This is a genomic window from Bartonella sp. LB28NMGDW (genome assembly GCF_042194435.1).
Taxonomy (GTDB): Bacteria; Pseudomonadota; Alphaproteobacteria; order Rhizobiales; family Rhizobiaceae; genus Bartonella; species Bartonella grahamii.
In genome coordinates, this window is sequence record NZ_JBHIMX010000007.1 from 59,768 (window position 1) to 79,730 (window position 19,963).

Annotated in this window: 19 protein-coding genes; 5 read left to right on the forward strand and 14 right to left on the reverse strand. The window is 38.2% G+C overall.

What is annotated here, in order from left to right; genetic code table 11:
- Nucleotides 1-44 precede the first annotated feature (44 nt).
- The 3 genes from ACFIKG_RS05725 to ACFIKG_RS05735 all read left to right on the forward strand — a co-directional run bounded on the left by ACFIKG_RS05725 (nt 45) and on the right by ACFIKG_RS05735 (nt 2,324).
- Nucleotides 45-767: an ABC transporter permease gene (locus tag ACFIKG_RS05725; RefSeq protein ID WP_012755055.1), complete on the forward strand. Its 723-nt coding sequence runs from the start codon at nt 45-47 to the stop codon at nt 765-767.
- Complete coding sequence (locus tag ACFIKG_RS05730) at nt 764-1,471, forward strand: ABC transporter permease (protein ID WP_375620077.1); 708 nt, start codon at nt 764-766, stop codon at nt 1,469-1,471. The genes ACFIKG_RS05725 and ACFIKG_RS05730 overlap by 4 nt, the downstream gene beginning before the upstream one ends.
- 79 nt (nt 1,472-1,550) lie before the next feature.
- Complete coding sequence (locus ACFIKG_RS05735; protein ID WP_375651900.1) at nt 1,551-2,324, forward strand: amino acid ABC transporter ATP-binding protein; 774 nt, start codon at nt 1,551-1,553, stop codon at nt 2,322-2,324.
- Between the two features lie 20 nt (nt 2,325-2,344).
- Here the strand turns inward: ACFIKG_RS05735 and lpxB are convergent, their stop codons facing one another.
- The 13 genes from lpxB to ACFIKG_RS05800 form a co-directional block, all read right to left on the reverse strand.
- Nucleotides 2,345-3,541: a lipid-A-disaccharide synthase gene (gene lpxB / locus ACFIKG_RS05740; protein WP_375651901.1), complete on the reverse strand. Its 1,197-nt coding sequence runs from the start codon at nt 3,539-3,541 to the stop codon at nt 2,345-2,347.
- Nucleotides 3,534-4,406, reverse strand: a complete 873-nt coding sequence (locus tag ACFIKG_RS05745; protein ID WP_375648411.1) for an LpxI family protein — start codon at nt 4,404-4,406, stop codon at nt 3,534-3,536. The genes lpxB and ACFIKG_RS05745 overlap by 8 nt, the downstream gene beginning before the upstream one ends.
- Nucleotides 4,407-4,408: 2 nt before the next feature.
- On the reverse strand, nt 4,409-5,233 hold the full coding sequence (lpxA, locus tag ACFIKG_RS05750; RefSeq protein ID WP_375626255.1) for an acyl-ACP--UDP-N-acetylglucosamine O-acyltransferase: 825 nt from the start codon (nt 5,231-5,233) through the stop codon (nt 4,409-4,411).
- Nucleotides 5,234-5,257: 24 nt separating this feature from the next.
- On the reverse strand, nt 5,258-5,725 hold the full coding sequence (gene fabZ / locus ACFIKG_RS05755; protein WP_375626256.1) for a 3-hydroxyacyl-ACP dehydratase FabZ: 468 nt from the start codon (nt 5,723-5,725) through the stop codon (nt 5,258-5,260).
- Between the two features lies 1 nt (nt 5,726).
- Nucleotides 5,727-6,773, reverse strand: coding sequence for a UDP-3-O-(3-hydroxymyristoyl)glucosamine N-acyltransferase (lpxD, locus tag ACFIKG_RS05760; RefSeq protein WP_375651902.1), 1,047 nt, complete (start codon nt 6,771-6,773; stop codon nt 5,727-5,729).
- Between the two features lie 65 nt (nt 6,774-6,838).
- Complete coding sequence (gene bamA, locus ACFIKG_RS05765; protein WP_375627181.1) at nt 6,839-9,235, reverse strand: outer membrane protein assembly factor BamA; 2,397 nt, start codon at nt 9,233-9,235, stop codon at nt 6,839-6,841.
- Between the two features lie 203 nt (nt 9,236-9,438).
- Entirely contained in the window at nt 9,439-10,587 is a 1,149-nt protein-coding gene (locus tag ACFIKG_RS05770; RefSeq protein WP_375627179.1) for an RIP metalloprotease, read from the reverse strand.
- 15 nt (nt 10,588-10,602) lie between these two features.
- Nucleotides 10,603-11,418: a phosphatidate cytidylyltransferase gene (locus tag ACFIKG_RS05775; protein WP_375626262.1), complete on the reverse strand. Its 816-nt coding sequence runs from the start codon at nt 11,416-11,418 to the stop codon at nt 10,603-10,605.
- 731 nt (nt 11,419-12,149) lie between these two features.
- Nucleotides 12,150-12,710, reverse strand: a complete 561-nt coding sequence (gene frr / locus ACFIKG_RS05780) for a ribosome recycling factor (protein WP_012755044.1) — start codon at nt 12,708-12,710, stop codon at nt 12,150-12,152.
- Between the two features lie 37 nt (nt 12,711-12,747).
- Nucleotides 12,748-13,467 carry a UMP kinase gene (gene pyrH, locus ACFIKG_RS05785; RefSeq protein WP_012755043.1) on the reverse strand — a complete coding sequence of 240 codons (720 nt, stop codon included), beginning with the start codon at nt 13,465-13,467 and terminating at the stop codon, nt 12,748-12,750.
- A gap of 158 nt (nt 13,468-13,625) precedes the next feature.
- Nucleotides 13,626-14,549 carry a translation elongation factor Ts gene (tsf, locus tag ACFIKG_RS05790; RefSeq protein ID WP_375627177.1) on the reverse strand — a complete coding sequence of 308 codons (924 nt, stop codon included), beginning with the start codon at nt 14,547-14,549 and terminating at the stop codon, nt 13,626-13,628.
- A 102-nt stretch (nt 14,550-14,651) separates the two neighbouring features.
- The gene (gene rpsB, locus ACFIKG_RS05795; protein WP_375626266.1) at nt 14,652-15,431 is read right to left on the reverse strand and encodes a 30S ribosomal protein S2; all 780 of its coding nucleotides are present in this window, start codon (nt 15,429-15,431) and stop codon (nt 14,652-14,654) included.
- 167 nt (nt 15,432-15,598) lie between these two features.
- Nucleotides 15,599-16,435: a cell envelope integrity EipB family protein gene (locus ACFIKG_RS05800; RefSeq protein WP_273788136.1), complete on the reverse strand. Its 837-nt coding sequence runs from the start codon at nt 16,433-16,435 to the stop codon at nt 15,599-15,601.
- 145 nt (nt 16,436-16,580) lie between these two features.
- Here ACFIKG_RS05800 and ACFIKG_RS05805 point away from each other — a divergent pair, with 145 nt between their 5' ends.
- A complete protein-coding gene (locus ACFIKG_RS05805; RefSeq protein WP_375626268.1) occupies nt 16,581-17,042 on the forward strand; it encodes a RidA family protein in 462 nt (153 codons plus the stop codon).
- 133 nt (nt 17,043-17,175) lie between these two features.
- Nucleotides 17,176-17,598 carry an HIT family protein gene (locus tag ACFIKG_RS05810; RefSeq protein WP_375626270.1) on the forward strand — a complete coding sequence of 141 codons (423 nt, stop codon included), beginning with the start codon at nt 17,176-17,178 and terminating at the stop codon, nt 17,596-17,598.
- Between the two features lie 7 nt (nt 17,599-17,605).
- Here the strand turns inward: ACFIKG_RS05810 and clpA are convergent, their stop codons facing one another.
- Nucleotides 17,606-19,957 carry an ATP-dependent Clp protease ATP-binding subunit ClpA gene (gene clpA / locus ACFIKG_RS05815; RefSeq protein WP_375627174.1) on the reverse strand — a complete coding sequence of 784 codons (2,352 nt, stop codon included), beginning with the start codon at nt 19,955-19,957 and terminating at the stop codon, nt 17,606-17,608.
- Between the last annotated feature and the right edge of the window lie 6 nt (nt 19,958-19,963).

The following is a 19,963-nucleotide window of genomic DNA, read 5'->3' on the forward strand; positions in this document are numbered from 1 at the left end:
ATTTCTAAAAAATATTATCTAACTCTTTCATGAGGAACACAAGAATGATTGAAAATTTAGCATTGCTATCATTTAGCAATGGTGGATGGGGAGCGGTTATACTTTCTAGTGCAGGAATGACATTGTCATTGGCATTATGTTGTGGACTTCTAGGACTTCCTCTAGGTCTTCTAAATGCAGTGATGATTCGATCCAATATTAAGATGGCCAAAGCGATGGCACGCCTCTTTTCAACGGTATTTCGTGGACTACCAGAGCTTTTAACTTTGTTTTTAGTTTACTACGGGTTACAAAGCCTTATTCAAAATGTCTTTGACTATTTTAATTTTGAAATCATGTTCAGTATCAATGCTTTTGTTGCTGGTGTTCTTGCGCTTAGTATGGTTCTTGCAGCTTTTTCTTGTGAGGTTTGGCTTGGAGCATTTAATATTTTTGATAAAGGCCAATATGAAGCGGCTAAAGCTTTAGGCCTTTCACGGTCAACCACATTTTTTCGTATTGTCTTTCCTCAGCTCATCCGAAATGCCTTGCCAGGACTTTCTAATAATTGGCTTACTTTACTGAAAGATACATCCCTTGTTTCAACCATCGCACTTGTTGACCTCATGCGACAAACGAACTTAGCTGTCGCTGCTACCAATAAACCCATGCTATTTTATCTTGTAGCATGCTTACTCTATTTGTTATTTTCAGCGGTTTTTACTGCAATCTTACGCCATTTGGAAACATACACTCAAATAGGCGATAAAAAGGTGCTACGTCAATGATTCCTGAGTGGCTGTATTTCCTTTTCAATCCTGATCTTTTAAGTCATTATGGACCAAAATTTATTAATGGCTTTATTGTTACTGTTGAGCTTGTTTCTATTTCTTGTTCTCTTGGTTTTTTTCTTGGTATGCTTATCGCTTTTGCACGTTTATCAAAAAATACATTTTTACAGTATTGTGCAAATGCTTATGTCTATTTTTTCCGTGGCTCTCCTTTATTAGCTCAACTCTTCCTTTTTTATTATGGACTTGGTTCAATGAATGACTTCTGGCAACAGGTTGGTTTGTGGTGGTTTTTTCAAAACGCGTGGTATTGTTGTCTTTTTATTTTTACTCTCAATTCTGCTGCCTATCAATCTGAGATCTTTAAAGGAAGTTTTCTATCCGTAACAACTGGGCAACGTGAAGCATCAAAAGCTTTAGGTCTAAGTAACTCTGTCACATTTTTTAGAGTTATTCTTCCACAAGCAATGATTGTAGCATTACGCCCCCTAGGAAATGAGTTGATTTTAATGATTAAATCCAGTGCTCTTGCCTCACTTATTACTGTTTATGATTTGATGGGGGTTGCTAAACTCACTTATTCACGGACTTTCGATTTTCAAGTTTACGTTTGGGCTGCTCTTATCTATCTCTTTATCGTTGAACTCATTCATCGTTTTATTGTTTTTATCGAACAACGCCTCACTCGATATTTACGGTAAATAAAAATGATCATAAAAAACTTCACAAACAAAAATGTTGAATTAATCAAGTTATTCATCAATGAAAGAATAAAATAAGATGAATTTGAAAAATAATAAATCGATCTCTCCCTGTAAAAATACTGTGATCTCTATTCGAAATCTAAATAAATGGTATGGAAACTTTCAGGTCCTACATGATATCAACTTTAATGTTCAGGCTGGTGAACATATCGTTATTTGTGGACCATCTGGATCAGGAAAATCAACGTTAATCCGTTGTATTAATCAATTAGAACAAGCACAAAAAGGTTCAATCTGTATCCATAATGTTGATATCCATACCGCTCCTATACAACAGCAAAAGAGTGTTCTTCGTAAGATAGGAATGGTCTTTCAGAACTTTAATTTATTTCCCCACATGAGCGTTATACAAAATTGTATTTTAGCACCTATGACAGTTCAAGGACTTTCTAAACAACAAGCACAAGAACGGGCAATTCGTTACTTAACGCATGTTGGTATTGAAAAACACTGTGAAAAATATCCCTTACAACTTTCTGGTGGGCAACAGCAACGTGTTGCGATTGCCCGTGCACTTTGTATGGAACCTGAAGTCATGCTTTTTGATGAACCAACCTCTGCTCTTGATCCAGAAAGTGTGGGAGAAGTTTTAGACGTGATGGCTCGATTGGCCGATACAGGGATCACAATGCTTTGTGTTACCCATGAAATGGGCTTCGCACGTAAAGTCTCAGAAAGAATACTCTTTCTAGAAAATGGAAAAATTATTGAAGATACAGCCTCTGAAGAATTTTTTACTAATCCTAAAAGCCAACGTGCTTGTAATTTTCTGGCTAAAATTAAATATTAATTATTAACATATTGCTTTATTTATACAATTTTATTCCTGCTTTTTAAAAGAGTGATAATTGTTTGTGCGCCAACAACCCCCGATGGTACTTCAGTTTTCATTTTCTGTTCTACCATCTCAAAGGCATCGAGTTGTGCCTGTCGTATTAAAGGATTAAACAAAAGTTCTTCTACTTGTCTTGCTAACATGCCTGGGCGTAGAAATTCATCAAAATATTCCGGTACAATAGGCTTATCAGAAATAATATTGGGAAGAGCTGCACTCCATAAAATTATTTTAGGGAAAATAAAGAATTTAGAAAAACGATCAAGTTTATAGCAAAGGACCGTTGGAATTTTAGCTAATGCTAATTCAAGCGAAACCGTTCCAGATGCTGCAAGTGCAACATCTGCTTGTGCAAAAGCACGCCATTTTGCATCTTCACCAACTACAATTTCTACTTTGCTTTTCCAGCCTTGTACAAAATCACGAATTTTATCCGCTAAACGTGGTAAGGTTGGTAAAATAATACGTAAATGAGGAATACGTTGTACAAGAATCTCTACTGTTTCTCGAAAAATAGGCATTAAGGAATGAATTTCTAAATTGCGTGATCCTGGTAAAATAACTAATGTAGGCGATGATGTTTGTGTATCGATCAAATTTCTTTGTTCTAATTGGCATTTTTTTTCTGACTGAACTATCAAAAGGGGAGGATATGTCAAAAGACGATGTCCAACGTAGGTCGTGGGAGGACCACCCAAATCTTGCATAATCTTTTCTTCAAAAGGAAAAACCGCTAAAACATGGTCAACAAATTTGCGCATAGCTTTAGCGCGCTCTGGACGCCAGGCCCAAACGGTTGGTGCGACATATTTTATGATCGGAATAGAAGGCGCTAAAACGCGCACCTTTTTTGCAACACGATGCGTGAAATCAGGACTATCAATAATAATGAGGCAATCAGGTTGTTCTTGTGCAATAAATTTGGATAAATTGCGAATATGTAGCAACAATAATGGTAGTTTTTTAAACACCTCCTTTATACCTATTAAAGCAATATCATGGGAATCAAAAAAGCTTTTTAAACCTAATGCCTTTAAATGCCTCCCCCCAACACCAATCAAATGAATATCGCATCCTATCTGTTGTGATAAACAAGAAATCAAATCAGACGCAAGTAAATCACCAGATTCCTCCCCTGAAACCACAGCAATCTTTAAGAAACAATTATTCATGACCAAACTTTTCAAATGTCTCTATAAATAGAGAATATTTGTTGGCTTTTTCTATTGTTGTTTTCACCGATAATATTAGACTTCTATTTGCCTCCACTGCAACACCAGATAAACCACTCTTTGCAATATTCATTATTGTCGCGGGCCCAATTGATGGTAAATCAACGCGATTATCCTGTTGTGGTTTTGCACATTTTACAAGAACGCCACCTTTAAGGGGAATTTGCCCTCTTTCTCGCATTTCACAAACACGCCACAACATATTATCAGTTCCCTCAGCGCCCTCCAGTGCAACCACCCTTCCTTGGACAACAACAACGGCTTGCCCGATATCTAATTGACCTAAAAGCTTTGCTGCTTCTGCTGCTAAAAAAATATCTTTTTTCTCTTTTCGCGTAGCACGCCGCACTGTTAAATCAAACTCTATGGGAGCTAAAAGATCTGCGACTATCTCGTGAGCACCAACAACACGAAAACCATACGTTTCAATAATCCGTATAAAAGCTTTTAATAACGCATCATCCCCTCTCTTCAAAGCTCCGATTAACTTAGGGAGAGCTAAAAATGTTGTCCAGTCCAGTCGCAATTGTTTAAGAAGTGGGCGCTTTTTCACACCACCTGCCAAAACAACATTATAAACTCCAGCCTCTTTTAAGATTTTAACGAGTCGCGCTAACTCCACAATTGATAGCTCGCAATGCTCATAGCGATAAAGAACAGAATCCGCCTCACCACGCAAAAGCACAAGAAAAGGATTCTCTCCATTCTTCTCAAGAGCCTGCGCAACAGTAATCGGTAGAACACCATTTCCTGCTATAATAGCAGTACGGCCGGAAAGAAAACTTCTGGCTCCCCAAATAGGCATTTTTAATCCTTATGTTCTTTTATTCTATCACCTTCAAATTTTGGTGTACAATAAAAACGTTTTCCTTCTTCCTTAATAAAATTAACTATATCAAGAACAGACTGAGAAGAAGAATAGAAAGAAGCAACATCACTGACACGCTCTTTAAATGGTTTGCTATGATCAAAAAGCATAGCAACCGCATGACGGAGTGCATGAATATCTTGACGCTCAAGTCCCGCACGCTTCATGCCAATAATATTGAGTCCAGCAAGTTTTGCCTGTACCCCAACAGCTGTTCCATAGGGAATGAGATCACCAACCAATGCTGATACACCACCAATAAATGCATGATGCCCAACACGAACAAATTGATGCACAGCAGCACCCCCACCAATAATTACATAATCACCAATAATAACATGGCCAGCTATCATCACATTATTTGCGAATGTTACATGATTCCCTACATGGCAATCATGAGCGATATGCGCATAACAAAAAAATTGGCAATTATCACCAACCACTGTCATTCCTACACTCGAATCGGAACCCCTATGCATTGTTACGCCTTCACGAATCGTGCAGTTTTTACCAATCGAAAGAGTCGTAGCCCCTCCCTTATGTTTATTATTTTGCGGATCTGCTCCCAAAACTGCATGAGAAAATACTTTACTCTTGGCTCCTAACGTTGTCTTCCCCATTATCACAACATGACTCATCAAACTGCATCCATCACCAATAACAGCATCTGAACTAATATGACAAAACGGTCCAACTTGTACATTCTCACCAAGCTGCGCTCCTTTCTCCACAAGAGCAGTTGGATGGATTTTCGTACCGGACATTTTTAAATTCCCATCAAATATCTTTTATTCTTCTTCGACAATCATCGCAGCAATTTCTGCTTCAGCGACGCGGACATCTTCTACTTTTGCAACGCACGAAAAACGTCTCATACCAGACCTTTTTTTCAAAAGCTGAACATGAATCTTGAGTTGATCACCAGGCATAACCGGCTTACGAAATTTCGCATTATCAACTGTCATAAGGTAAACTAAATTTGTTTGCTTATTGCCTAAATTTAAAAGTGCTATTGCTCCTGCCGTTTGTGCCATAGCTTCTAAAATCAAAACTCCAGGCATAACAGGCTTCGCGGGAAAATGTCCCGTAAAATGCGGCTCATTAATCGTTATATTTTTAATACCAATAGCTCCTTGTTCACCATCAATATCAACTATACGATCGATTAATAAAAATGGATAACGGTGCGGCAATATTGATAATAGTTTTTCAATATCGACAGCCTCTAAGTTTTTAGTCTTTTCACTGCTGATCATATCAGCGTTTCTCCTTTTTAACTTTTCCCATACTGCGCAACGTCGCTACTTCACGAAACCATTGTTTAAATGGTCGTGCTGGACTACCTCCCCATTTTTCGCCATCCGGAATGTCATTCATAACACCACTACGAGCAGCAATCTGAACACATTTACCTATTATGATGTGATCGGCTACTCCGACACCTCCGCCAAGCTGAGACATATCCCCTATCGATGTACTTCCTGCAATGCCACATTGAGCGGCAATAAGACAATAGCGGCCAATTTTTACATTGTGGGCAATTTGGACAAGATTATCAATCTTGCTTCCTTCACCAATAACAGTATCTTGAAATGTCCCACGATCAATTGTCGTGTTCGCACCAACTTCTACACCATCCTCAATAATAACGCGACCAAGCTGTGGAATTTTCTCGATTCCAGAAACGCCCCCAATATAACCAAAACCATCTTGCCCAATACAAACACCAGGATAAAGCTGAACCTTATCACCTATTATAGAACACTGAACTGTTACCTTAGGAGCAATATAGCAATCACATCCAATACGGCAATTTTCACCGATAATAGCTGTGGATGAAATAAGAGTTCCTGCACCAATCTCAACATTTTTACCAATAACAGCTCCCGCTTCAATACACACATCATGTGCCAACTTTGCCGTTGGATGAATATGCGCATGCGATGAAATCCCCTTTGGTCCTAACCAAGGCATTGGCTTGACAGAATCTGGAAATAAAATACGACCAATCTGAGCAAAATCACGCTGCGGTGTGGATGTTACCAAAATTGCCATAGTTTCGGGAACTTTAAAAACAATCTCATTCGTACAAAAAACAGCAACAGCGGAACTGTCCAGTAAAGCATCAGAAAACTTCCGATGCTCTACAAAAACAAGAGAACCTTCCACAGCACTCTCAAGTGAAGAAAGAGTATTGATAACTTTATGAGAAAACTCTGGATTAAGAAGCTTTGCACCCGTCAACTCAGCAACATTTGCAACTGTCAATTGCCGGGACGGCGTAAAAAAAAATGTATCCGCCATCAAAATACTTTCTCTCCCAGCTTAAGCCATTCTCTTCAAGTTTTTCCTTCTTAAAATTGCTCAAATTAGAACTTCGTAGAAATACCAAAATTCAATTGTTGCAAACGATCACCTTCCTGCTTCGTTATTGGCCAAGCATAATCAAAACGCAAAGGACCAAACGGAGAATCCCACATCAAACTCACACCTGCGGATGAACGCCAAGCACTTTTGGTATTGGTAACAGGCGGTTCACCCTTAAAAACGGCTTTATAATTATTGCCATAAAGCGTGGCAATATCCGCAAATAAAGCACCGCGCAACCCGAACCCTTCAGGCACAACAGGGATAGGAAACTGTACTTCAGCAGTCGCATTCATATATGTTGTTCCCCCCAAGAAATAAACCTCACCCTTACTGGAAACCTGACGCGGACCTATTCCATTATATTTGAACCCTCGAATCATATCAGTATTTGCTTTAAACATATCGAAAATACGAACACCATCTCGACCCATTCCGTGGATATAACCACCCCCAAAGGAAAGCAAACCAACAATATCCTTCTGGTCAGAAAGAGTCTTGTACATCATCGCCTTACCCGTGGTCTTCAAGAACTTTGCACTTCCACCAAGCCCTGCATATTCCTGAAGAAGATGCACGTACCACCCATCATGGGGGGATCTCATATCATCAATCGTATTATAGGTGAAACCATAACTAATTGATGAACGTTTCCAAGGGCTTTGTTTTGCAGCTTGAACAATCGCACCAGAATATTTCCCATATAATGCTATTACGTCACTCTCTTTGTCAAAATCATACTCTCCGCCAAAATCATATTCTTCCTGTACATAAGAATAAGCTAAATTAGCAGATAATTGATTATTAATAGGTAACGAAAACCGCAGCGATCCACCTGTCTGTCGTACATCATAAGCTTTATCAGCACGATAAGTACTACGAAAAACATCAACACCAGCAGATAAACGATACCCTAAGAAATAAGGATCAACAAATGATAAATTATAATTACGAGATTTTTCTTGCCCTGCACCCAACCCTAAACGAACATATTGACCACGTCCCCCAAGATTACGTTCAGTAACAGAAACTTCAAGTGACATACCAGGACTTGTTCCCCCTGTTGTATATCCTCCAGAAAGAGAGAGATCTCCTGTTGAAGCTTCAACGACATCTATTACCAAAATAACTTGGTCAGATTGATCTGTGGGAACCATTGAAATATTAACAGCTTTGAAGAAACCTAAACTTTCTAGACGACGTTTTGCCCGCTGTAATAAAGTTTGATTGTAAGCATCCCCTTCGTTTAAATCAATCTCACGGCGAATGACGTAATCACGCGTTTTCTCATTGCCACGTATATCAATACGCTGAATATAAGCACGTGTACCCTGTTCAATATTATATAAAATTGAAATTGTATGATTTGCTAAATTACGATTTCCTCGCGGTTCAACTTTAGCAAAAGCATATCCCGAATCAGCAACCTTGTTATTAATAATTGCAACAGACTGTTCAATATCTTCTGCACTATAGACATCACCTGGCTGGGTTTTAAGCACCCTTTTCACAGATTGAACGTCAATTCCATCAACATCACTTTCAACCTGAATATCACTAATTTTATAGCGCACACCCTCATCAAGAACGAAAGAAATTTTATACCTATTGCTTGCTGCATCAAAAATCGCTTTAGAAGAGACTACACGAAAATCTGCATAACCACGATTATAATAAAAGCGACGTAAAGCTTCTTCATCAGCAGCGAGACGCTCTTCACTGTAAACATCACCTCCCAACAACTTCGAAAAAATTCCTGAAGTTTTTGTTGAAATCACATCACGCAAACGGCGACTTCCAAAGACACTATTTCCCTTAAAAGTGATATCACCAATCTTTGTTTTTTGCCCTTCAACAACATTAAATACCACATTAACCCGCCCTTTTCCAAGGTTAATCGTTTGAACGTTGACAGTGATATTATTACGACCAAGAGTTTTATAAGCTTCACGAATTGTATTTATATCAGCAGAAAGCTTAGCAGAATTAAAAGGCTCATTCGGTTTTAAAGAAATAAACCGCTTAAGATCTGGGTCTTTAAAAGATTTATTTCCCTGAAACAATATCTGATTGACAACCTCATATTCTTTTACGAATACAACCAATTTATCACCTACCGGATTTATTTTAACATCATAAAATAAACCCAATTCGAAAAGATTCTTCACAGCATTATCAACATCAGCACTGGAAACCCCTTGTCCAGCCTTAATCCCGATATTGTCTCGAATTGCCTGAGAACTTACAAACTTATTCCCACGAACCTCAATAGAACGGACTACAGACGCTTGTATTTCTCCAACCGCAGCAATTGACATAAAAACCGTTGCTGGGGCAATCATCCCCATTTTTAACACCAATACAGATGCTGCATTTAAAAACTTTGAATTTGTAGTCATTGGCTTTTTTACCTTACTCTTGTTCCTTGGACATGATGCCTTAAAAAGCTAACTGCCATAACAACCTCTTTACAGCGAGACTTTTCATTCCTTAATTACTCATTATAATGTACGACGCCACAACATTTTGCAGACATGGTAAACAACCTTCAATTTGTTTTCGCTATTATTACTCAATTTATAAAGCGTTTTCCATAATTTAATTAGCTAAACCAACAAAAATAATCATTAAAAAAGACAAAGATCATAAAAAGGAGAAGAATGGAAAAACCTAAACGAAAAATAATTCCCTGGATTTTAGCAGATATTTCCCTCCCAGTAATGACCTCAATGACATGCAATAAAAGATGCCCACCATCAAGCGGTAGAATCGGAAAAAGGTTAATAAGCCCAACACTTATTGAAAGAAAAGCCGCTAAATTCAACAAAGAGACAAAACCTGTCTCGCTCACTTTCCAAGCAATTTTAACGGTTTTAGAAGGTCCACTTAGCCGACAACGGTCCTCTTTTCCTCCTATTAAACGACTCATAAAAAGAACGGTTTGAGTGACGATAAACACAGTACGGTCTGACGCTTCTCTTACGGCTGTTACAAAACCATAGCGAATATGTTTTATATAAGTTGGATCTAAATGTGCAGGATTATTTAAATCAATAGGAACACCTACACCTATCATAGCACTTCGTGTTCGATTACCAAATCCATCATCTCGCTCAACGATTTTCGGAGTAATCACCGTTGTAAAGAATCGCCCCATGCGTTCTATTTTAAACTCTATGGGTTCTCTTCCGTGAAAAGCTACATAATTCATCAAATCTTCAAAACTTTCAACCCGTCGTCCATCCATTTCAACAAAACGATCACCTAATTCCAAACCGGACTGAAGAGCAGGGCTATCTTTTACCAAAGAACCAATAACGGGCTCAATGGCTACACGACCATAGATAAAGAAAAAAAATGTTAGAATAACAACAGTAAAAAGGGCATTGAAAAAAGGACCGGCAAAAACAGTTGCTGCTTTTTTCCAAGCATGCGCACTAGCAAATGAACCGTCAACAATCAGAGATGATTGGGATGATACCGTATCATTTTTTTCCTCATCCCCAACAAACTTTACATACCCTCCTACGGGGATAAGCGCTAAACGCCACTTCGTGCCATGCTTATCTGTATAACTCGCTATTTCTGGCCCAAATCCAAGCGAAAAAACTAACGCCTTAATACCACACCACCGACCAATGAGATAATGCCCAAATTCGTGCACAAAAATGATAATCATAATGATGAAAAGAATACTCAAACTTCTTAAAAGAAAATCACCCATAGTGACGATATAATTTAAAAGTCCCAAACTACCTTCTCCCAATTAGATCATACTAAAAAGATTAAAAGGTGCATCCATATCAGACATAAATGAACCAATTAAATAAAGAAGAAAAGCTGCCCCTACCAATCCATCTATACGATCCATAAAACCACCATGTCCAGGCAATAAAGAACTAGAATCTTTAACAGAAAACCGTCTTTTGAGCCATGATTGCCCTAAATCACTCAATTGTGAAACAATTGACAAAACAAGTGTAAGGAGAGGCACAAAAAAACTTGCTAAATTTATATCAAAAAATCCAAAAGCAACCCATATACCACCGAAAACTCCGACAAATGTACCACCAAGTGCTCCTGACCATGTTTTATTAGGAGAAAATTGTGGTGCTAATTTAGGTCCCCCTAATGCACGTCCGATAAAATACCCGCCAATATCTGTTCCCCACACTATCGTAAATAAGAAAATAACAACTTGGAACCCCAACATTTCATGATCCCGTAGAAAGCATAAAGCAACAACAGGAAAAGATGCATATAAAAAACCACAAAAAACCCAACCACTCTTTTTTATAGATATAATAGCCAACACCGCAGCCAAAACGATTAAAACACAAAAAATCAATGAAGCAGATACACTCAACACTAAAAAAAAGCCAAAGATCAAATAAAAGCTACTTGCTAATATTTTTTGTAAAATACACCATTTCTCTTTAGTAATACTCATCCACTCATAAAGAACAAAACCGCCAATACACCATACAAATAAAAAAAAGGAGATCCCTCCCAACCATGTTAGATACAATGCAATAAAACCAAACACAAAAGCTGTCAGAACACGATAAACCAAATTAGACAAAACAACATCCAAACAATAAAAATAGAAAATACAAGCTCTAAAATTGACGTAAGAAAAACCTCCCTACGCAATATTTTTATTTCATACTTGTATAAATTTCCCTTATAATTTATCATAAACAATTCAGTTTACCAAGATAGCGCTTATAAGACAAATAATCAATGAAAACAGCTTCGAAAATCTCCGTCAAGATTGATCCTAAAGTATTTTTTTAATATTTTCTCAAATATAAAATGAAAAAGCAGCTACCTATCCCCATATAAATTAACTAATATAGGTTTCATATAAAAACACTTCTCTATCAAATATTCGTCGTAAAAAAACGAATTACACCATATAGCATCTGCTTCATCGATTATACTCAGATGTTTTATAATGGAAAATAAGGAAAGGTTAGGCTTGTTTTTTTTGTGTTATATTCTTTCCCCAACCCTCATCTTAGAATATTTAAATAATTTCTAAGAATGCTTTCATTATGCTGTTTAACAAAGACATGCTAAACTGAAAGCCCTCACCATGCTGCTCAATAGCGTCTTCCAGCAAAGGACATGATTTACCACGCAGATTAAAAAATTAAAACATCTGCCCTTTCGAATCAATCTCTCCCATATCAAAATGATAAAATACCTTCCTGCATCACACCTCGCTATCACAGAGCACACCACTTCCCTTATCTATAGAAACAATTTACAGGCTGGGAGTAAACATCCTTTTCTAACAACAAAATCGTCTTAAACGTGCATAATTTCAGATTCTTTTACGGCTAAAATTTTATCAATATCAGCAATCGTTTCATCTGTGAGTTTTTGAACTTTTTCAGACAAACTATGGGCTTCATCTTGTCCAATTTCACCATCTTTTTCTAACTTTTTCAAATTGTCCATACCATCCCGACGAACATGACGTGTAGCAACACGCGCTTGCTCTGCATAGTGATGTGCAATTTTTACAAGTTCTTTACGGCGCTCTTCATTCAACTCAGGCAAAGGAATACGTAAATTCGTACCATCAGTTATGGGATTTAAACCAAGACCAGAATCGCGAATAGCGCGCTCTACAGCTCCTACCATCGTTTTATCCCATACAGAAACAGAAAGCATCCGAGGTTCGGGAACAGAAATATTAGCAACCTGATTTATGTGCACAACAGAACCATAAGATTCAACGGTCAACGGCTCTAATAAACTGGCCGATGCACGTCCAGTCCGCAAACCACCTAATTCATGTTTAAAAGCCGTAATAGCACCATCCATGCGACGTTTCAGATCATCCATAATTGATGTAACATTCATATTTCTGTCTCCTTCAATTGTCCTTTGAAGCTTACCCTTATTCCGATACTATTGTAAAGCGTCCTGTTCCATTCAAGACCTTAGCCAAACCGCCCTTTTCATGAATGGAATACACAATAATCGGTACATTGTTCTCACGTGCTAAAGTAACCGCCGTTGAATCCATAACAGATAATCCCCATTGTAACACTTCAACATGTGTTAATTGGTCAAAACGTTTAGCCGTAGGGTCTATCTTTGGATCTGCTGAATAAATACCATCAACTTGTGTTCCTTTAAGAAGGACATCCGCACCAATCTCAGCTGCACGCAAAGTAGCAGCAGAATCAGTGGTAAAAAATGGATTTCCTGTACCGCCCGCAAAAATAACAACTTTTCCCTGATTCATATAAGCTATTGCTTTACGTTGCGAAAAACTTTCACAAATTTGTGGCATAGCAATCGCAGAGAGTACAACAGTTTCAACCCCTAATTTTGTCAAAGATGTTCGCAATGCTAAAGAGTTGATAGCAGTTGCAAGCATTCCCATATGATCCCCTGTCACTCGGTCTCCACCATGTGAAGCAACAGCAACGCCACGAAAAATATTTCCCCCACCGATAACAACTGCAACTTCTATCCCCATTGTGCGCACTTCTGCAATATCAGCGGCAATACGATCTACAACAGAAACATCAATGCCAAAACTTTGCCCCCCCATAAGAGCTTCACCAGAAGCTTTTAAAAGAATACGTTTATACGGAAGTGCTAATGCCATTAATAATCTCCCCAAAAGCACATTTACTTTTTGCTTTTGACATCACGAAGGGCACCACTTTTTTTCACGTGACGCCCTCTCAACAATTACATTGCCCACACCAGAGATTCTACAACCAACGATATGATTTTAAATCTCTAATCAAGAGTTTGCAATAACTAGCCTTTTACAGCAGCAGCAACCTCTGCAGCAAAATCAGACTCCTCTTTTTCCACACCTTCACCCAATGCAAAACGAATAAAGCCTGTAATTTTTGCTGGTGCACCAATTGATTTCTCAGCATCCTTTAAAGCTGCCTCAACAGTCATATCAGGATTCATAACGAAAGCTTGAGAAAGCAAAACAACCTCTTCAAAAAACTTACGCATACGTCCTTCTACCATTTTTTCAATGATATTTTCAGGCTTTCCAGACTGACGTGCTTGATCTGAAAAAATTGCTTTTTCACGCTCAACAGCAGCAGCATCAACATCTTGTGCTGTAAGTGCTAAGGGATTGGTTGCCGCAATATGCATTGCAACTTGCCGACCAAAAGCAAGAGCAGCCTCTTTATTTCCTGTTGTTTCAATCGCAACCAAAACACCAAGCTTACCAAGACCATCAGCTACACTATTGTGTATATAAGTCGCAACAACACCATTCTCAACAGACAATTTAGCGGAACGACGAAATGTCATATTTTCGCCAATTGTACCAATTGCATCTTTAATCGTAAGCTCTACAGTTTTCTCAGAACCGGGATAAAGAGAAACAGAAACAGATTCAACATCACCTGGCGTATCCAAAGCAGCAATTGCTATATTGCGCACGATGTCTTGGAATCCGGCATTGCGTGCAACAAAATCTGTTTCAGAATTAACCTCAACCAAAACCGCATTTAAATCTTTTGATACGACTCCGATTAATCCTTCAGCCGCTGTACGACCAGCCTTTTTATCTGCTTTAGCTATTCCTTTTTTACGAAGCCAATCAACAGCAGCTTCCATATCACCACTGGTTTCAGCTAGAGCGGCTTTACAGTCCATCATACCAGCGCCAGATAGTTCTCGAAGTTCTTTTACTTGTGCAGCAGTAATGCTCATATTTGCCTCTTTATTTTGTAATAGTGAAAGCGTGCACCCCCCCTCTGCACGCCTATAACTTCTTCTTTAGACAATAAAAGTACCTTAATTAGGCGTTTTATATTATTCAGAAACTTCTGAAACCGCATTTTCTTTCAAAATAGGCTCCACAGGCGCATCAACTTGAGCTCCCAAATCAATACCCATTGCTCCTTGCTGGCGTGCAATACCATCAAGGGCAGCACGAGCAAAAAGATCGCAATAAAGAGAAATTGCACGCGAAGCATCATCATTACCTGGTATCGGATGCGTTACGTCATCAGGATCGCAATTGGTATCAATAATAGCAATCACTGGAATACCTAAACGTTTTGCTTCTTGAAGGGCAATATTTTCTTTATTCGTATCGATGACAAATATAAGATCTGGAACAGATCCCATATCTTTAATACCACCAAGCGCACGATTAAGCTTTTCACGATCACGTTCAAGATTTAAACGTTCTTTTTTGGTAAAACCTTGCGCCTCAGCAGCAAGAATTTTGTCAAGCTTTCGCAAACGATGTATCGAATTGGAAATCGTTTTCCAGTTTGTGAGCATGCCACCAAGCCAACGTGCATTAACGTAATACTGGGCAGAACGATTCGCCGCATCAGCGATAATGTCAGATGCTTGCCTTTTCGTACCAACAAAGAGAATACGACCACCACGCGCAACAGTATCTGAAACAAGTTTAAGCGCTTGGTGTAAAAGCGGAACGGTCTGAGCAAGGTCAATAATATGGATATTATTACGCTGACCATAGATATAGGGAGTCATTTTGGGATTCCAACGATGAGTCTGGTGACCAAAATGCACACCTGCTTCTAAAAGCTGGTGCATAGTAAAATCGGGTAGTGCCATAAATCTTATCCTTTCCGGTTCAACCTCCGCGGAAAAAGCAGGAAAACCTACTACCGGCGGATGCTTGCTAGAATTTTCTCACAAATTATTTGCAAACACCCAAACTCCGCGTGTGGAATAGTGCAAACATACTAATATTTGATTCTTTTTCAAGTCATTTTCTTTAATCATTTAATATTTGCATTTTCACATTGATTAAGATCTTTTCCAAGTTCCAAGAATTCGAGACTGTTCAATTTTGCACGCACTGAAAAAGTTCCATAATCTATATGAAGATCACGCATGATACCATTCTCATGTAAGAGAAAACTGCTACGATAAACCGGCAAACCATCTTTATTTTCTCCATCATCAAAATAAGAAATTGTAACAGGCCAATATTCGTCTTCATCCAATTTTCTCACTTTTTCCGTTTCGCTATCAGATAAAAGCGCCTTCTTTTCCCCTATGACGATACTTTCTTTTATAACTTTATCTGCTTTATTTGTCCCATCAAATACAGTAACATTGTAAAAATGATGCCCTGCTTTTGCATGGCGGATAATATTTTTTAGTTGCATCATTGGAAATTCAGCCATTGCAAGCTTATACTCTTTTTCCTTTGGCTTTTTTAAGGTAACTGTAATACCATCTTGAGTACGCTCCGCGACCCCCTCAGCACGATGCGCAACCTCTTCTCCCTCTTGATCTGTAATATTAAAACGAAATGTACGGCTGTCTCCTGTTTCATAACTCGTCGTCTGTTGATCCGTTAAACGTACCGGCATATCTTCAATGTGAACACGACTAATAAAACGAAAACGTGTGCTATAGCCTTGGCATGCCGAACCAGTAAGCTCGTAAACCATTCGCCCTGACATCGCAGAAATTGTCATGTCATGAGAAACGCTATCGAGATGAAAATCATAAATTGCTCGATGAGGCACAATAAAAATAGGCTCTTCAGCTCTCGCTGTACATAAAAAAACAATATATAAAATTATTATAAATAATGATCTAATCATTCCCAAATTCCAAACTTTATCCCCGTTGCATAACATCATACAATAAGGCAAAAAAGGCTAATTTCTCAATTAACCACACATTTCCTTAAATCAAAAAATAGATTATACAATGAATGTATTATAGAGCAGCTATGGAGTTTAAATTATGACCAATATGATTGAAAAAAACTTAGAGGAATTCGGAATCACTCTTCCTGAAGTAATCTCCCCCCTTGCCAATTACATCACCACTTCACAAAGTGGCAATCAACTCTTTATTTCTGGACAACTCCCTCTTATTAATGGAAAACCAATAGCCATCGGTAAAGTTGGTGCAACTGTGAATACCGAACAAGCCCAAAAAGCATCCGAAGCTTGCGCTCTCAATATTCTCGCTCAACTCAAGGCAACTCTAGGTGACTTAAATAAAATAAAACGTGTGGTAAAAATTACTGTTTTTGTGGCTGTAGATTCTCATTTTACCGATATTCCTTTTGTTGCCAATGGAGCTTCTAATTTATTTGTCAATATTCTTGGTGACATTGGAAAACACGCCCGTTCTGCTATTGGTGTTGCCTCTCTTCCTATGGATGTTCCTGTAGAAGTTGAAGCCATCATAGAAATCTAAGCCTTCATTAAGACAGAGCCCCATCCTAAATATAACTAAAGTCAAAATACTTCTTTGTCTTACACTCTGATAAACTTTGCATTTTTTCGTTTTTAATTAAAATCTTAAACTTATAATAAAAGGAAATATTTGTATGAAACAAGCTTATGACAATAACAATATTTTTGCTAAATTGATTCGCAATGAAATCCCTTCTGTTCGTGTCTACGAAGATGATGATGTTATTGGATTTATGGATATCATGCCACAGGCACCAGGTCATACGCTGGTCATTCCTAAAAAAGGCTCTAGAAACTTACTTGATGCGGATACTGAAACATTATTTCCCGTTATTAAAGCTGTTCAAAAAATTGCAAATGCCGTCAAAAAAGCCTTTCAAGCAGATGGCATAACTGTCATGCAATTTAATGAATCAGCTAGTCAACAAACCGTTTATCACCTCCATTTTCATATTATACCACGTATGGAGGGAATAGAACTTACCCCTCATAATAATATGATAACGCCTACAGAAATACTTGAAGAGAATGCAAAAAAAATCCGTGCAGCCTTATAACACACTCTTAAGTTGTTGTGCTTTTTTTTCCTACACGTTTTTTTGTAAAATTTTCCATTTTACTTTTCTTTGAACTTGCAGATATATCGGAAGATGAAATTTCCAACTGTAAGCTTTCTTTTTTGCAATTTGATTTTTGTGTCAATACGCGAACAATGCCACCGTTGCGTAACTTTCCAAATAAAATTTCATCAGCTAATGGCTTTTTAATATATTCTTGTATAACACGCCCTAATGGGCGTGCTCCCATCTGAGAATCATATCCTTGATTGGAAAGCCATAAAGTTGCAGAAGGGCTTAATTCAAAACAAATTCCCCGATCAGCTAATTGTGCTTCAAGCTGAAAAATAAATTTTTGCACTATCTGATTGATGATTAAATGAGATAAAGGGGCAAACGGAATAATTGCATCTAACCGATTACGAAACTCTGGTGTAAATAACCGATTGATTGCTTCTATATCCTCACCATCACGATGTACCTTCCCAAATCCAATAGCTGATTTTGCCATATCTGAAGCACCAGCATTGGTTGTCATAATCAAAATAACATTGCGGAAATCAATTTTCTTACCATTATGATCTGTTAATCTACCATAATCCATTACCTGCAATAAAATATTAAATAACTCTGGATGTGCTTTCTCAATCTCATCTAGCAATAGGACTGCGTGAGGCTTCTGATCAACAGCATCTGTAAGAAGACCTCCTTGATCAAACCCTATATAACCTGGAGGAGCTCCGATTAAACGTGCTACCGTATGCCGTTCCATATATTCTGACATATCAAAACGCAATAATTCAATGCCTAAAGATGATGCAAGCTGTTTTGCAACTTCAGTTTTTCCTACACCTGTTGGTCCTGAAAATAAATAACTTCCTATTGGTTTATCCGGTTCGCGTAAACCTGCTCGCGCCAATTTTATGGATGAAACTAAGACGGAAATTGCCTGATCTTGCCCATAAACAACATGTTTGAGTTCTCTTTCAAGCTTACTCAATATCTTCTGATCATTCCGAGAAACTGTTTTTGGTGGAATTCTTGCAATTGTAGCAACAGTAGCCTCAATTTCTTTAACACCTATACTCTTCTTGCGTTGTTTTTGTGGCAAAAGCTTTTGCGCTGCGCCACTTTCATCAATAATATCAATTGCTTTGTCAGGTAACCTACGGTCAATTATATAACGTGAAGATAATTCTACAGATGCCTTCATCGCCTGATCTGTATATTTAATCTGATGAAAATCTTCAAAGTAAGGCTTCATCCCCTGCAAAATCTTAATCGCATCTGTAACAGAAGGTTCATTAATATCAATCTTCTGAAAACGACGCTCTAAAGCACGATCTTGTTCAAAGAATTTGCGATATTCTCTGTAAGTCGTCGAACCAATACATCGCATAGTTCCAGAAGATAATACAGGTTTTAAAAGATTTGCTGCATCCATATTTCCCCCTAATGTCGCTCCTGCTCCAATTAAGGTATGAATTTCATCAATAAATAAAATAGCATCTGGATACAGCTCAAACTCTTTAATAACTTGCTTTAAGCGTTCTTCAAAATCACCGCGATAACGTGTACCAGCAACAAGCCCCCCCATATCAAGAGAAAATATTGTTGCATTTGATAAAACTTCAGGCACTTGCGCATCAACAATGCGCTTTGCCAATCCCTCAATTATAGCGGTTTTCCCCACTCCAGGATCACCAACCAAAAGCGGATTGTTTTTTGACCTTCGACATAAAATCTGAATCATGCGTGAAATTTCTATTTCACGGCCAATTAATAAATCAATTTTTCCATTAAGTGCTTTACAATTGAGATCAACACAATAATTCGTTAAAGCACTTGTTCCTCTTTCATCATTATCCGAAATCTGCTGATCTAATTGCTCTTCAAGTCCTTCAAGTAACATGGATAACCCATCATCACGCGTGATACCATGCGAAATAAAACGTACAGCATCATAGCGTGTCATGCCCATTTCTTGAAGAAAATATGCTGCATGGCTTTCACGTTCAGAAAAAATTGCAACAAGAACATTTGCCCCCGATACTTCATCTTTTCCAGCTGATTGTGCATGAATCACCGCACGTTGGATAACACGCTGGAAAAAAGCTGTAGGCTTAGTATCCTCATCAGCTCTAATATGTTCATCTAACTCTGAGCGAAGATAATTGGTTAAGCGCTCTCGTAATTCCTCCACATCTACTTGGCAAGCCTGAATAACGGAATTTGCATCAGCATCATCTAACAGCGCAAGTAGAAGATGCTCTAATGTTGCGTATTCATGCTGTGCCTGAGTAGCAATTGTTAATGCACGATGCAAAACCTCTTCAAGACTAGGTGTAAAAGATGGCATAATTCC

Bases quoted from the DNA above. Each gene is read 5' to 3' on its own strand.
- ACFIKG_RS05725 (WP_012755055.1), top strand. From the start codon at position 45: ATGATTGAAAATTTAGCATTGCTATCATTTAGCAATGGTGGATGGGGA.
- ACFIKG_RS05730 (WP_375620077.1), top strand. From the start codon at position 764: ATGATTCCTGAGTGGCTGTATTTCCTTTTCAATCCTGATCTTTTAAGT.
- ACFIKG_RS05735 (WP_375651900.1), top strand. From the start codon at position 1,551: ATGAATTTGAAAAATAATAAATCGATCTCTCCCTGTAAAAATACTGTG.
- lpxB (WP_375651901.1), bottom strand. From the start codon at position 3,541: ATGAATAATTGTTTCTTAAAGATTGCTGTGGTTTCAGGGGAGGAATCT.
- ACFIKG_RS05745 (WP_375648411.1), bottom strand. From the start codon at position 4,406: ATGCCTATTTGGGGAGCCAGAAGTTTTCTTTCCGGCCGTACTGCTATT.
- lpxA (WP_375626255.1), bottom strand. From the start codon at position 5,233: ATGTCCGGTACGAAAATCCATCCAACTGCTCTTGTGGAGAAAGGAGCG.
- fabZ (WP_375626256.1), bottom strand. From the start codon at position 5,725: ATGATCAGCAGTGAAAAGACTAAAAACTTAGAGGCTGTCGATATTGAA.
- lpxD (WP_375651902.1), bottom strand. From the start codon at position 6,773: ATGGCGGATACATTTTTTTTTACGCCGTCCCGGCAATTGACAGTTGCA.
- bamA (WP_375627181.1), bottom strand. From the start codon at position 9,235: ATGACTACAAATTCAAAGTTTTTAAATGCAGCATCTGTATTGGTGTTA.
- frr (WP_012755044.1), bottom strand. From the start codon at position 12,710: ATGAATGTTACATCAATTATGGATGATCTGAAACGTCGCATGGATGGT.
- pyrH (WP_012755043.1), bottom strand. From the start codon at position 13,467: ATGGCATTAGCACTTCCGTATAAACGTATTCTTTTAAAAGCTTCTGGT.
- tsf (WP_375627177.1), bottom strand. From the start codon at position 14,549: ATGAGCATTACTGCTGCACAAGTAAAAGAACTTCGAGAACTATCTGGC.
- rpsB (WP_375626266.1), bottom strand. From the start codon at position 15,431: ATGGCACTACCCGATTTTACTATGCACCAGCTTTTAGAAGCAGGTGTG.
- ACFIKG_RS05800 (WP_273788136.1), bottom strand. From the start codon at position 16,435: ATGATTAGATCATTATTTATAATAATTTTATATATTGTTTTTTTATGT.
- ACFIKG_RS05805 (WP_375626268.1), top strand. From the start codon at position 16,581: ATGACCAATATGATTGAAAAAAACTTAGAGGAATTCGGAATCACTCTT.
- ACFIKG_RS05810 (WP_375626270.1), top strand. From the start codon at position 17,176: ATGAAACAAGCTTATGACAATAACAATATTTTTGCTAAATTGATTCGC.
- clpA (WP_375627174.1), bottom strand. From the start codon at position 19,957: ATGCCATCTTTTACACCTAGTCTTGAAGAGGTTTTGCATCGTGCATTA.